The following is a 14,391-nucleotide window of genomic DNA, read 5'->3' on the forward strand; positions in this document are numbered from 1 at the left end:
GCGCGCGTTGTCCCGCGCCCCGATGAGCGCCTATCGCGGCCGCTTCGCGCCGTCGCCCACCGGCCCGCTGCACTTCGGCTCGCTGGTCGGCGCACTCGCGAGCTGGCTCGACGCGCGTGCGCACGGCGGCGCGTGGCTCGTGCGCATCGAGGATCTCGACGGCCCGCGCACGGTACCCGGCGCGGCCGACGACATCCTCGCGACGCTCGCGCATTTCGGCATGACGCCCGACGAGCCGCCCGTCTGGCAAAGCACGCGCGATGCGGCCTACACGGCCGCGCTCGAGCGGCTCGTCGCGGCCGGGCTCGTCTATCCGTGCGGCTGCACGCGCAAGGAAATCGCCGATTCGCTGCGCGCCGCGCACGAGCGCCACACGACGCTCGCGTATCCGGGCACGTGCCGCACCGGCCTGTACGGCAAGCCCGCGCGCGCGTGGCGGCTGCGCGTGCCGGACGGCGACGGCGCGATCGTCACGTTCGACGATCGCTGGCAGCACACGCAATCGCAGAACCTCGCGACCGAAGTCGGCGATTTCGTGCTGAAGCGCGCGGACGGGCAATGGGCCTATCAGCTCGCGGTCGTCGTCGACGATGCCGATGCAGCCATCACGCACGTCGTGCGAGGCGCCGACCTGCTCGATTCGACCGCGCGCCAGATCCACCTGCAACACTGTCTCGGTGTGCCGACCCCGCAATACCTGCATGTGCCCGTCGTCGTCGATGCGAACGGCGAAAAGCTCAGCAAGCAGACGGGCGCGACCGCGCTCGACCGCGACGATCCGCTACCGGCGCTGCAGGCCGCCGCCGCGCATCTGGGCCTCGCGCCCGGCGGCACGCTCGCAGGCACGACGCTCGATGCGTTCTACGCAGCCGCCACGGCCGCGTGGGCGACGCGCTTCGGGTCGCAGGCCGGCTAACGCGCGGCAGCGCACCGGTTTCGCGGCGATCGGGCGCCCGCCGGGTGCCGCTCGCATCGCTCGCCGCCGGCGCCCCGCGCCCTCTTCCGCTTCACCATCGAACCACGGTCCCAATAAAAAACGGGCACATGCTTCATCGCATGCACCCGCTTTTCCGGCGGCGCTCGCGCGCCGCCCCAGCCACGCCTGCCGGGCTTACGCCGACGGCTTGCGCGGCATCCCGAACCCGCCGAGCAGCGCGGCGACCTGGCGCTTCGGCCCCTTCTTTTCAGGCTGCTGAGCAGGCTCCGCATCGTGCTGCTTCGCCTGCGCCGACGGCTCATACGGCTTCAGGAAGAAATCGTCGACAGGCGCTTCGTGGCGACGCGGACGGCCACCGCGCTCGGCACCGGCCGACCGATGCGTCGACGCGCCACGATGCTCGTCGCGATCGCGCCGGCTGCCACGTTCGCCACCGCGCTCGCTTCGCTCACCACGCTCACCCCGCTCTCCGCGGTCACCGCCGCGCTCGTCGTGACGCTGGCGCGCCGGCTTGTCGAGCGCGAGCGTCTGCACTTCGAGCGGACGCTTGATCAGCTTCTCGATATCGGCGAGTTGCTTGCGCTCGTTCGGGCTGCACAGCGACAGCGCGTCGCCCGTCGCACCCGCGCGGCCGGTACGGCCGATCCGGTGCACGTAGTCTTCCGCGCTGAACGGCAGGTCGAAGTTGATCACGGCGGGCAGTTCGGCGATGTCGAGGCCGCGCGCGGCCACGTCGGTCGCGACCAGCGCCTCGATCTCGCCGCGCTTGAACGCATCGAGCGCCTGCATCCGCTCGAGCTGCGTCTTGTCGCCGTGGATCGCCGACGCGACCACGCCGTCGCGCTCGAGATTGCGCGCAAGCCGGCTTGCGCCGATCTTGCTGTTGCAGAACACGATTACCTGCTTGAGCCCGCGATCGCGCAGCAACTGCACGACGGCCGCCTGCTTGTCGCCTTCTGCGACGTCGTAGACGATCTGCGTGACGTTCGCGTTCGTCGAGTTGCTGCGCGCGACTTCGATCGTCTGCGGATTGCGCAGATAGGTCGATGCGAGCTTCTTGATTTCGCCCGAGAACGTGGCTGAAAACAGCAGCGTCTGACGCTCCTTCGGCAGCAGGTTCAGGATGCGCTGCAGATCGGGCAGGAAGCCCATGTCGAGCATCCGGTCGGCTTCGTCGAGCACGAGGATCTGCACCTGGCCGAGGTTCGCGGTCTTCTGCTGCACGTGGTCAAGCAGGCGGCCCGGCGTCGCGATCAGGATCTCAACGCCGCGGCGCAGCTCTGCCGACTGCGGATTCATGTCGACGCCGCCGAACACGACCGCGCTGCGCAGCGGCGTGTGCTTCGCATATGCGTGCACGTTCGCGGCGACCTGATCGGCGAGTTCGCGGGTCGGCGTGAGGATCAGCGCACGAACCGGGTGGCGCGCGGGTGACGCGCTCGTGTTGGCTTGCGGCAGCAGGCGCTGGATGATCGGCAGCGAGAAGCTCGCGGTCTTGCCGGTACCCGTTTGCGCGGCGCCCATGACGTCGCGGCCGGCGAGCACGACCGGAATGGCCTGCGCCTGGATCGGCGTCGGCGTCGTATAGCCCTGCTCCGCAATGGCTTTCAGGATATCGGCGGCAAGGCCGAATTGGTCGAAGGTTGCGTCGACGGGCTTGGCGACAGAATCGGACATGGTGGCGTTTCGCTCAAAAGGCGCGGCGGGGACATCGTGCGTCAGGCCAGCCGGGCCTGCGCTCATCACAATTCGGAAATAGACGGAGCCGCGGCGCGCCGCGCGGCGCCGCTCTGGCGCTTGGGACCGGTTCAATACGAACGCTGGACGCCAGGCCGTGCGGACTCCGTTCGGCGCGAATGCCGGCGGAAAGGGGCGTATTGTAGCACTGCGCGGCCATCTGTCCGTGACAACGCCGCGAACAGGCGCAACGACAGTTGGCGCAGCGGGGCCCAGGCAAGCCCCGCGCGGTCGACGGAGGCCCGATCGGGCTATCCCGATCGGCCGGCGGGCAGCTTCAGGGGTCCGATCCCGGATCGTCTTGTCCGATCGCGCGCCGCCAGCCAGCGTGCCAGGCAGTCAGGCCCAAGAGCCGGCCGCCGGCAGGCACGATCCTCGTTCCCGCCAGGCGCTCAGCCCTTCTTCTTTTTCTTCTCGACCTGTACGCAGTCGCCCAGCAGCGGCGGCGAATTCTGGTCGGCGATCTCGTCGCGCAGCGTCGCTTCCTTGCCCTTCGTCCACCACGTATAGCGGCCGGCCTGGTAGCGCGCGCCCGACGCCGACACGGTGTCGACGAACAGCATCTGCTTCCCGTTGACCGGCACGAGCGCGAAGCTCTGGCCGTTGCCCGCGAGCCAGTACGACACGCGCACGGGCTGCTTCTGGTTCGCGCACTGGTAGACGGTGAACTGGCGCGAATCCGCGTCGATCTCTTCGACGGTCAGCTGCGCGGCGTGCGCGACAGAAACGGCGGTGCCGGCGAGCGCAAGCGCGGCGAGGGTTTGACGAATCATGCAGGTCCTCTCACGAGACGGGTGGAAACGCGCCCTCGCGGGGCGCGCGGTTATTGTCGGTTTCGCGTCGGGTCGCGCTGTCAGGGATCGATGACGTCAGCACACGCGTCGGTCGGCGCGGCCGCGAGATGGCCGACGAGCGGCACGATCTTGAGCCCGGCCGATGCGACCCGGCACGGCGCGGCCGCGACGCCGCAACCCGCGAGACTCGCGGCAAGCGCCAGCACAACACCCAGTTTTCCGATACGCAGCCATCTCGGCGCCATCACCCTCTCCTTGTTCCGTCAACGGGCCGACACGGGCCGGACGGCCGCGGCGGCGCGCTTCGCGCGGTCGCGGGCTTCGTCGACGGTCGCGCCGGTGGCCAGCGCGACGCCCATGCGCCGCTTCGCAAAACTTTCCGGTTTGCCGAACAGGCGCAGGTCGGCGCCCGGCACCGCGAGCGCGTCGCGCACGCCTTCGAACGCGATGCCGCGCTCGTCGAGCCCGCCGTAGATCACCGCCGACGCGGCCGGCGTACCGAGCGCCGGATCGACCGGCAGCCCGAGAATCGCACGCGCGTGCAGCTCGAATTCCGACTGTCGCTGCGACGCGAGCGTGACGAGGCCCGTATCGTGCGGCCGCGGGCTCACCTCGGAGAACCATACGTCATCGCCGCGCACGAACAGCTCGACGCCGAACATCCCGCGCCCGCCGAGCGCCTCGGTGACCTTGTGCGCGATCTCGCGCGACTTCTCGAGCGCCGCCGCACTCATCGGCTGCGGCTGCCACGACTCGACGTAGTCGCCCGCGACCTGCACGTGGCCGACCGGCTCGCAGAAGTAGGTACGCGTGGCGTTCGTCGCCGGATCGATCGCGCGCACGGTGAGCTGCGTGATCTCGTAGTCGAAATCGACGAAGCCTTCGACGATCACGCGGCCGTGATTCACGCGGCCGCCCGCCATCGCGTAGTCCCACGCCGGCTTCACGTCCGCTTCGGTCTTGACGACCGACTGCCCCTTGCCCGACGACGACATCACGGGCTTCACGACGCACGGCATGCCGATCTGCGCGACGGCCGCGCTGAACGCGTCGAACGAATCCGCGAACGCATACGGGGACGTCGGCAGGCCGAGCTCCTCGGCCGCGAGCCGGCGGATCCCTTCGCGATTCATCGTGAGCTGCGTCGCGCGCGCGGTCGGGATCACCTCGGCGAGGCCGGCCGCCTCGATCGCCGCGAGCGCATCGGTCGCGATCGCCTCGATCTCGGGCACGATCAGGTGCGGGCGCTCGGCCTCGACGATCGCCCGCAGCGCGGCGGCGTCCGTCATGTCGATCACGTGCGCGCGATGCGCGACCTGGTGGCCCGGCGCGTCCGGATAGCGGTCGACCGCGACGACTTCGACGCCGAGCCGCTGCAACGCGATGATGACTTCCTTGCCGAGTTCGCCGGCGCCGAGCAGCATGACGCGCGTGGCCGAGGGTGAGAGCGGCGTACCGAGCCGCTGACCGATCTGCATGTGATTACCCGCTTCTGGTGGAGGACGAAAACGGCTCCGATGTTAACACGCGCCACGACGCCGGTTTGGCGCGTTTCGCCGCGCCGGCGCCCGGCCGCGGGCCGCTCGCGAGCGGGCTGCGAACGTTTTCACGCGCGAAGTGTCGACTCGCCTGCCGCGGGGCGGGTGCGTTACTCTTACGCCTTGATCAGAATCCGATGAGGAACGAGGCTCATGTCCCACCTGTCCGCAGCCGCACGCGCACGCACCCGCCTGCTTCGCCCGCTGCGCGCGCCGCTCTGCGCGTTGACGCTTGCCACGCTTCTCGCCGCCTGCGCGATGCCGACCCATCCCGATTCCGCCGCCCCCGCGCCCGATCCGTACAACCCGGCCGCCGTCCAGCTGCTCGACGACACGAGCTGGGAACTCACCAGCTGGCTGAACGCCGACGGCACGCAGCGCGCGATCCCGCACGGCGACAACGGCGAGCCGATCAAGCTCGCGCTGTCGACCGAGTCGGGTATCCGGCGCGCCAGCGGCTTCTCGGGCTGCAACCGCTACATGGGCACCTACGCGATCAAGAACGGCCTGTTGAGCTTCGGGCCGCTCGCCGGCACGCGGATGGCCTGCCCGAATACGCTCGGCGGCCAGCTCGAACCCGCGTACCTCGACGCACTCGCCCACATCGACAAGACCGGCGTGCAGATGCGCGACCCGCAGCAACTGCAGATCGTGACCGCTTCCGGCGCAACGCTGACCTTCACGCACCGGAGCCCCTGATGCACGGCGCGCGCGAAGGCCGACCGACCGCCTTCGCGTAGCGCGCCACGCGCGTGTGCCGCGCACACGCGTCGCGCGGCGTGAATCGGATGCACGCCGCGTTAGAGTCTTGTTCGCCGGCCGGTTAAACTCGGCGGGTCGCGCCCCGCGCGCCCCTCCCCACTCCTGTTTCAAAGCATGCACACGGTTGTCTTCGGCTGGTTCGGCATTTCCGCCGTCTGGTTCCTCATTCTCCTCGGGCGTCTCGTGCAAACGATGCTGCCTGGCGGCGTCGGGCTCGCCGGCCGCGGCTCGATCCGTCTGTGGCTCGGCTTCGCCGCGGTGTTCGTGGCGAGCTGCACGCTGACGAGCCCGCTGTCGGGCCCCGACACGAACGCGCTCGGCCATGCGTTCTCGGCAGGCTTCGCCCACGTGCTCGGCCCGATCGGCACGCCCGTCGCGATGGTCGTGCTGTTCTTCGCCGGGCTGCCGTGGCTGACCGGCATCGGCTGGCGGCAGTTCGCCGCCTGGGTCGACACGTCGTTCGGCGTCAAGCTGTCGCGCGACGGCGGTGACGACGATGCGCGCGGCATTGCCGACCTGCCGCGCAGCGCGCTGCATCGCGACGACGACGTCGTACAGCCGACCACCGCGCATACCGTCAATTCGATGGCACCGCGCCAGAACGGCCGGTATTCGCGCCCGACGCTGTGGAAACCCGACCCGCAGGCGCGGCCGAAACCGCGTAGCAGCACGCCCCCGCGCCCTCACGTGGAACCCGTCGCGCCATCGGGTTGGTTGAAGCCGACCGCACCCCAGCGCATGCCGACGCCGCCCGCGCCGATTCCCCCGGCCAGCGCGATGCCGCCGCCCACGACCGGCAGCACCGCCAGCCTCGCGCGCGCAGCAGCGAATTCGCAGGTCCCGCGCCCCGATCCGGCCCCGCTTCCTGTCGGATTCGAACCCGTCCGCCCGCGGCCGACTGCCGCGCGACCGGCCACCGCCGCGTTGAAGCCGGTGGCGCCGCGTACCACGGTTACGCCGCGACCAGCCGCCGCGCAGCCGCCGCGCCCGCCGGTACGCCCCGTCGCAGGAGCAGGTTCGGCCGGCCTGCCGTCGGATACGGCACGACGCCGTCCGGCGCCGCAAACGCCGGCGCGTGCGCCGCTCTATGCATGGACGGAAAAGCCCGCCGCGCCGATCGCGCCGGCGCCGAGCGTACACGACACGCTGCGCTCGATCGAGGCAAGTACCGCGCAATGGGCATCGCTGGGCGGTGCGCAGTCGGCCGACGCAGGGCATGCGGCGGCCGCAGCCGCTACCGTGGCCGGTGTGGCCGCGGCAGCAACCGGCATTGCAGCGCCGGCATCGGCGGCCGCGTCGACCGGGATCGCCGATGCGGCCCACGGCCTCGCGGCGCATGACGCCCGTGTTTCGCTCCCACGCGATGCGGCGCCGGTGTATGACGACAACGCACCGATCGTGCTCGACGCGTTCATGCCGGCAGTGCCCGCTGTTCATGCACCGGTTGCCCATGCGGACACTGCGGCGTTCGACGACGCCGCACCGCACGCGCTGTCGAATACCCGCATCGACGATGCCGCGTTTTCACATCACGCCGATGACGAGATCCGGCACGCCGGCGATGCACCTGCCGCGCCGGTGTCGGGAATCACGCCCGCACCGTCGTTCGACGCACCCATCGACCTCGCACCTTGGGAAGACCTCGCCAGCCAGCCGGTTTCCGCGTTCGACGCATCCGCCTGGAACCCGGTCGCCGAAACATCGACGGACGCGACGGGATCCAAACCGGCCGATGCTGCCGCCGAGCAACCCAGGACCGAGGCGGTTCACGACATCGCCGCGAGCAACCCGCCGGCACCCATCGATTCCGGCGACAAGTACACGGCGCAACCGGCTCCCGCAATCGATCGCACGGCATCGGCCCGCGTGCCGCAGGGCATCGCCGATACGCACGCCGACGTGAAACCCGCGGGGAACATCGCACCGTTCGCGGCCCTCCCCTCTTCGCCGATCGCCGAAACAACGCCGCGCGCAAGTGCCGAAGCCAGGCCGTTTGCGGCGGCGTCGGCACCGGCCGCATCGGGTGCAGCGTCGGGTGCAGCACTTGAAGCCGCCAAGCCGGACGCGGCGGAACCGGCTGCACCGCTGTCGGCAAGCACTCTGGGCGCCGCGCCGGCAGCGAAATGGACGTGGGCACCGTCGGCGGCGCAACCTGCGCAGACGAATACCACCGTCACCGCGGAAATGCCGAAATCGCCGGTCGCTGCTCAACCGTTTGCCGCCGCGCAAACGGCTTCGGCTACCGCTGCGTCGCCGCTCGTCGGCGCCGCCCACGGTTCGACCGCGCAAGCCCCTGCATCCGCTTCGAGCATTGCGCCTGTCACCGTTACCGCTTCATTGGATCGCGTGACCGGCACTGCATCCGGTTCGCCTGCTCAACCGCCTGCATCGGCATCGACCATTGCATCCGTCGCACCAACATCCCCGGTCGGCGTAACCGGTGCTGCGTCGGCTTCGCTCTCGCAGCCGGCCGCATCGGCAACGACCGTTGCACCCGCCGCGTCGACATCCCCGATCGGTGTAACTGGCGCTGCGCCAGCTGCGCTCTCTCAGCCGGCCGCATCGGCATCGACCGTTGCATCGGCCGCGTCGGCATTCCCGATCGGTGTAACCGGTGCTGCGCCGGCTTCGCTTTCGCAGTCGGCCGCATCGGCATCGACCGCTGCACCCGCCGCGTCGACATTCCCGATCGGTGTAACCGGCGCTGCGTCGGCTTCGCTTTCGCAGTCGGCCGCATCGGCATCGACCGTTGCATCTGTTACGTCGGCGGCCCCGGTCAGCGGGACGGGCACGACTTACGGTTCGCTCTCCCGCGCGTCGACACCCGCGTCATCCGTTGCACCCGCCGTAACGCCGTCGCCGGCCGGCACGTCGGCTTCAACATCCGGTTCGACCGCACCGGCGCCAGCACTGACTGCCACACCGGCGCTCGCTACCGCGACGCCCGTGAATGTCGTGTCCGGCTCAATCACTGCACCGCCTTCCGCGCCCGTCCCGACGTCTCAGGGCAACCCGGCAAGCTCATCGACGGGTACGACATTCGGCACAGTCGGCACGGTCGCACCGCAGCCAGCCGCAAGCCTGCCCGTACCGCCGGCGGTTTCCGACACGACTGCACCGCTCTCCGGCACAGTCGCACCGATCACGCCCGCCGCCACGACTCCGGCGCAACCGATCGCCGGCTCGCCTGCCACTCCGGCCGGCTCGCTGCCGTCCTTCGCGGCAACCGCCACCACGCAGGCACCGTCGATCGCTTCCGCACCTGCTGCAATCGGGGCCATGACGTTCTCGGCCCCGCCCGCCCCGGCCTCGTCGCCGGCAAGCTGGTCCGTGTCGAATGTCTCCGCAACACCGGCAGCCCCCCCGGCCGCGGCACCGCAACCCGCAACAACCATCCCCGGTGCGAGCCTGTCCGCACCGGCGGCGGTCACGACCGTACCGGCAATTCCCGTTGCACCACCGGCCGAAGCAACCACCGCCACGGCGACCGAACCCGCCACACCGGCCCCCGACACCCCCGCCCGCCCGCCGCGCCCGAACGCGTTCGAATTCCACGCGCCCGCGTCGTTCAACGTCGAACTGCCGACGCTCGACCTGCTCGAACCCGCATCCGGCGACATCGAGACGATCACCGACGAACACCTCGCGCAGACAGCGCAGGTCATCGAACAGCGGCTCCAGGAATTCAAGGTACCGGTGACGGTGGTCGGCGCGTCGGCCGGGCCCGTGATCACGCGCTTCGAGATCGAACCCGCGCTCGGCGTGCGGGGCAGCCAGATCGTCGGGCTGATGAAGGACCTGTCGCGCGGCCTCGGCCTCACGTCGATCCGCGTCGTCGAGACGATTCCCGGCAAGACCTGCATGGGCCTCGAACTGCCGAACGCGAAGCGCCAGATGATCCGCCTGTCGGAAATCCTCGAGTCGCGCCAGTACCAGCACTCGGCCTCGCAGCTGACGATCGCGATGGGCAAGGACATCACCGGCCACCCGATCGTCACCGATCTCGCGAAGGCGCCGCACATGCTCGTCGCGGGCACGACGGGCTCGGGCAAGTCGGTCGCGATCAACGCAATGATCCTGTCGCTGCTGTACAAGGCGACACCCGAGGACGTGCGGCTCATCATGATCGACCCGAAGATGCTGGAGCTGTCGGTCTACGAAGGCATCCCGCACCTGCTCGCGCCGGTCGTCACCGACATGAAGCTCGCGGCGAACGCGCTGAACTGGTGCGTCGGCGAGATGGAAAAGCGCTACCGGCTGATGTCGGCCGTCGGCGTGCGCAACCTCGCGGGCTTCAACCAGAAGATCCGCGACGCCGAAGCGAAAGAAAAGAAGATCGGCAACCCGTTCTCGCTGACGCCCGAGGATCCCGAGCCGCTGTCGACGCTGCCGCTGATCGTCGTCGTGATCGACGAGCTGGCCGACCTGATGATGGTCGCCGGCAAGAAGATCGAGGAACTGATCGCCCGTCTCGCGCAGAAGGCGCGCGCGGCCGGCATCCACCTGATCCTCGCGACGCAGCGCCCGTCCGTCGACGTGATCACGGGCCTGATCAAGGCGAACATCCCGACGCGTGTCGCGTTCCAGGTGTCGTCGAAGATCGACTCGCGCACGATTCTCGACCAGATGGGCGCCGAGTCGCTGCTCGGGATGGGCGACATGCTGTTCCTGCCACCGGGCACCGGTTATCCGCAGCGCGTGCACGGCGCATTCGTCGCCGACGAGGAAGTGCACCGGATCGTCGAGTACCTGAAGCAGTTCGGCGAGCCGCAGTACGAGGAAGGGATCCTCGACGGCCCGGCCGCCGACGGCGCGACGCAGGACCTGTTCGGCGATGCGCCGGACGCGGAAGCCGATCCGCTGTACGACGAAGCCGTCGCGTTCGTCGTGCGCACGCGGCGCGCGTCGATCTCGTCGGTGCAGCGGCAGTTGCGCATCGGCTACAACCGCGCCGCACGCCTCGTCGAGCAGATGGAGGCGGCCGGGCTCGTGTCGCCGATGGGCATCAACGGCAGCCGCGAGGTGCTCGTGCCGGCCGCGGCCGACTGAACGCGGCGGCCGCTCGGCCGCCGTCGATGGATACGGGCGCACCGGGAAACCGGCCGCCCCGGAAAGCAAAGGGCGCTGCATCGGCAGCGCCCTTTGTCCTTTACTGCACCGGCACCAGCTTGAAGTCGACCGGCTTGCCGACCGCCACCTTCTGCGGATTCGGGCCGAGCTGCCCCGTTTCCACATTGCGGCTGAACACGTAGAACGTATCGCTGTCCTGGTTGCCCACAATCAGCCACTTGCCGGTCGGGTCGATCAGGAACTCGCGCGGCGTCTTGCCGAGGCTCGACTGGCGGCCGACGTGCTTCAACCGGCCGTCGTCCTGGTTCACCGCGTAGATCACCAGGTCGTTCGCATCGCCGCGGTTGCTCACGTACAGGAAGCGGCCGTCCGGCGACAGGTGGATCGCGCCGCCGCCGACCTTGCCCTTGAAGCCCGGCGCGGTCATCGATACGGTCTCGACCGGCGTCAGCTTGCCGTCGTGGTAGCCGAACACCTCGACCGACGCGTTGAGCTCGCTCGTCACGTACGCGTAGCGGCCGTCGGCGCTGAACACCATGTGACGCGGGCCCGAGCCCGCCTTGACCGGCGTGTAGCGCGTGTCGGTCGGGCTGATCAGCCCGCGGCTGCCGTCCACCGTGTAGCGGTAGCCGTAGATCTTGTCCGCGCCGAGATCCTGCACGAACAGGTAATGGCCGTCCGGCGAAAACACCGTCGAATGCACGTGCGCGCCGTCCTGGCGGCCCTTCACGGGCCCCGTGCCCTCGTGGTGCACCGTCAACACGGCCTGGCCGACCGCGCCGTCGTCGCGCAGCGGAAACACCGCGAAGCTGCCGCCCGGATCCTTCGCGACCGAGTAATTGGCTGTCACGAGGGTCTTGCCGTCCGGCGACAGCGCGAGATAGCAAGGATCGTTCCCTTCCGACGACACGCGGTCGATGAAGCTCAGTGCGCCCGTCTTCGCATCGAAGCGGAAAGCGCTGACGCCGCCGCGCTGCGACGCCGGCCCGTCGTCGCCGGGCAGTTCGTTGACCGCGTAGACGGTGCGACCGTCGCGGCTCGGCAACAGGTACGACGGATTCACGGTCTTCGCCGACGACACCGGCGCGACGCTGCCGGTTTTCGTATCGAAGCGGTAAACATAAATCCCGTCGCTGCCGCCGCCCGTGTAGGTGCCGACGAGCAGGTTGTAGACGCCGTCGGCCGGGGCGGGCGATTGCTGCGCAAATGCGTGGGTCGCGGAAAGAGAGAGCACGATCGCGAAACCTTTCATCCAGTGAGCGAGCCTAAGCGGGAACCCTCGTGTCGAAGCGCGTGCGTCACGCTCGCGTAAACGGTTGGGCATTGAATCCTCCTTGCATCGAGTCGCTTCAAGTGTTGAGATAGGACGAAACGCCGGCCGTTCATGCGCTCCGCCGCCCGGCCGAGTATACGGGGCTCGGTGCCAGCGCGTGAAGCCTTGGCCGCCGCCGTCCGCATTGTGAACTCGAATACCCAAGGATCGCCTGCCCATGCCTGCCCTGATCGAAGACTACGCCCTCGTCGGCGACGGCCATACCGCCGCGCTGATCTCGAAAGACGGCTCCGTCGACTGGCTGTGCTGGCCCCGCTTCGATTCGGGCGCCTGTTTCGCGGCGCTCCTCGGCACGCCCGAGCACGGCCGCTGGCTGCTCGCACCGGCCGCCGACGCCGCGATCACGCACACGACGCGCCGCTATCGCGGCGACACGCTGATTCTCGAAACCGATTACGAAAGCGCCGACGGTGCCGTCACCGTGGTCGACTTCATGCCGCCCGGCAACGGCTGGTCGGAGCTGGTGCGGATCGTCATCGGCCGCCACGGCACGATGAAGATGCGCATGGAGCTCGTGTTGCGCTTCGACTACGGCTTCTCGGTCCCTTGGGTCACGCAGCTGACCCGCGAGGACGGCATGAAGGCGATCGCGGGCCCTGACACCGTCGTGCTTCGCACGCCGGTGCCGCTCACCGGTGAAAACCTCCATACGCTCGCGGAATTCACGGTGAGCGCCGACGAGCGCGTGCCGTTCTCGCTCGGCTATGCGGCGTCGCACCTGCGGCTGCCGCCCGCACGCGATCCGCTGTCGATGCTCGCGCGCACCGAGAACTACTGGCTCGAATGGTCGGGCCGCTGCCAGGTGCAGGGCCGCTACGCGGCCGCCGTGCGCCGTTCGCTGATCACGCTGAAGGCGCTTGCGTACGAGCCGACCGGCGGCATCGTCGCGGCGCCGACCACGTCGCTGCCCGAGAAGATCGGCGGCAACCGCAACTGGGACTACCGCTACTGCTGGCTGCGCGACGCGACGATCACGCTGCTCGCGCTGATGCGCGGCGGCCACTACGACGAGGCGCGCGCGTGGCGCTCGTGGCTCGGCCGCGTGATGGCTGGCTCGCCCGAGCAGATCCAGATCATGTACGGGATCGCCGGCGAACGCCGGCTGCCGGAAATGGAGCTCGACTGGCTGCCCGGCTATCAGGACTCGAAGCCGGTCCGTATCGGCAACGGCGCCGCGAACCAGCTCCAGCTCGACGTGTTCGGCGAGGTGATGGCCGCGCTGCACCTCGCGCGCGTGGGCGGCCTGCAGGCCGACGACACGGTCTGGTCGGTGCAGTGTGCGCTGCTCGACCATCTCGAGAAGATCTGGCAGGAACCCGACGAAGGCATCTGGGAAACGCGCGGCGGCCGCCGCCATTTCACGTTCTCGAAGGTGATGGCGTGGGTCGCGTTCGACCGCGCGATCAAGTCGGCGGAAATGTTCCGGCTGCCCGGCTCGCTCGACCGCTGGCGCGCGCTGCGCGAGCAAATCCATGCGGACGTGTGCAACAACGCGTGGCACGAAGGCAAAAAAGCGTTCGCGCAGAGCTACGGCAGCGACGAGCTCGACGCGAGCGTGCTGCTGATGCCGCTGCTCGGCTTCCTGCCGCCGGAAGATCCGCGCATCGTCGGCACGGTCGAAGCGATCGAGCGCGAATTACTGCACGACGGGCTCGTGCTGCGCTACCGCACGACCGACTACGACGACGGCCTGCCGCCCGGCGAAGGCACGTTTCTCGCGTGCAGCTTCTGGCTGGTCGACAACTATGCGCTGCTGGGCCGGATCGACGACGCGCACCGCCTGTTCAGCCGGCTGCTCTCGCTGTCGAACGACCTCGGGCTGCTCGCGGAAGAGTACGACCCGGTGGCCGGGCGGCTCGTCGGCAACTTCCCGCAGGCGTTCTCCCACGTGGCGCTCGTGCATACCGCGATGAACCTGATGCACCACGAGGACGCGATGGCGCGCGCGGCCGGCCAGCCCGCGCCGGCCGTCGCCACGGGGCGTTGAACGGGGGCGCGAGCGGCTTGTTTAGAGCGCCCCCGGACCTGTCGCTTCGCGCCAGCCTCCCGAGGGGGTCATCCCCCAAGGGGACTTCCTTCGGAGCGGAAAACTTGGGGCGGCCCGGCGTTTTCGTGAGAGAACGTCAAATCGCAAAATCTTGATGAAAAATCGGGGAAATGTTGCATTGCACCACCCATCGTTGTCCGATATGATCGACGCGATTGTCCGGCCGCAGTGCA

At 69.3% G+C, this 14,391-nt stretch carries 9 protein-coding genes; 4 read left to right on the forward strand and 5 right to left on the reverse strand.

Annotated elements, in window-relative coordinates; genetic code table 11:
* The first annotated feature begins 22 nt into the window (after positions 1-22).
* Positions 23-916 (forward strand): tRNA glutamyl-Q(34) synthetase GluQRS, encoded by an 894-nt coding sequence (gene gluQRS, locus ACPTTF_RS12655; RefSeq protein ID WP_423371352.1) that lies wholly within the window; start codon positions 23-25, stop codon positions 914-916.
* A 195-nt stretch (positions 917-1,111) separates the two neighbouring features.
* Here the strand turns inward: gluQRS and ACPTTF_RS12660 are convergent, their stop codons facing one another.
* The 4 genes from ACPTTF_RS12660 to purT form a co-directional block, all read right to left on the reverse strand.
* Entirely contained in the window at positions 1,112-2,680 is a 1,569-nt protein-coding gene (locus ACPTTF_RS12660; protein WP_166960864.1) for a DEAD/DEAH box helicase, read from the reverse strand.
* Positions 2,681-3,066: 386 nt separating this feature from the next.
* Positions 3,067-3,447, reverse strand: a complete 381-nt coding sequence (locus ACPTTF_RS12665) for an MliC family protein (protein ID WP_069257242.1) — start codon at positions 3,445-3,447, stop codon at positions 3,067-3,069.
* Between the two features lie 80 nt (positions 3,448-3,527).
* Positions 3,528-3,713 (reverse strand): DUF6726 family protein, encoded by a 186-nt coding sequence (locus ACPTTF_RS12670; protein WP_166960866.1) that lies wholly within the window; start codon positions 3,711-3,713, stop codon positions 3,528-3,530.
* 18 nt (positions 3,714-3,731) lie between these two features.
* Positions 3,732-4,946, reverse strand: a complete 1,215-nt coding sequence (purT, locus tag ACPTTF_RS12675) for a formate-dependent phosphoribosylglycinamide formyltransferase (RefSeq protein ID WP_423371353.1) — start codon at positions 4,944-4,946, stop codon at positions 3,732-3,734.
* A 213-nt stretch (positions 4,947-5,159) separates the two neighbouring features.
* Between purT and ACPTTF_RS12680 the strand changes: the two genes are divergently transcribed.
* Positions 5,160-5,705, forward strand: a complete 546-nt coding sequence (locus tag ACPTTF_RS12680) for an META domain-containing protein (RefSeq protein ID WP_423371354.1) — start codon at positions 5,160-5,162, stop codon at positions 5,703-5,705.
* A gap of 177 nt (positions 5,706-5,882) precedes the next feature.
* Positions 5,883-10,817 (forward strand): DNA translocase FtsK, encoded by a 4,935-nt coding sequence (locus ACPTTF_RS12685; protein ID WP_423371355.1) that lies wholly within the window; start codon positions 5,883-5,885, stop codon positions 10,815-10,817.
* Between the two features lie 100 nt (positions 10,818-10,917).
* Here the strand turns inward: ACPTTF_RS12685 and ACPTTF_RS12690 are convergent, their stop codons facing one another.
* The gene (locus ACPTTF_RS12690; protein ID WP_423371356.1) at positions 10,918-12,162 is read right to left on the reverse strand and encodes a lactonase family protein; all 1,245 of its coding nucleotides are present in this window, start codon (positions 12,160-12,162) and stop codon (positions 10,918-10,920) included.
* Positions 12,163-12,328: 166 nt separating this feature from the next.
* On the opposite strand from ACPTTF_RS12690, the gene ACPTTF_RS12695 reads away from it, so the two are divergent.
* Complete coding sequence (locus ACPTTF_RS12695) at positions 12,329-14,158, forward strand: glycoside hydrolase family 15 protein (protein WP_423371357.1); 1,830 nt, start codon at positions 12,329-12,331, stop codon at positions 14,156-14,158.
* The last annotated feature ends 233 nt before the right edge of the window (positions 14,159-14,391 follow it).

It is taken from the genome of Burkholderia crassaminum (assembly GCF_964265005.1).
In the GTDB taxonomy this organism is placed as follows: Bacteria; Pseudomonadota; Gammaproteobacteria; order Burkholderiales; family Burkholderiaceae; genus Burkholderia.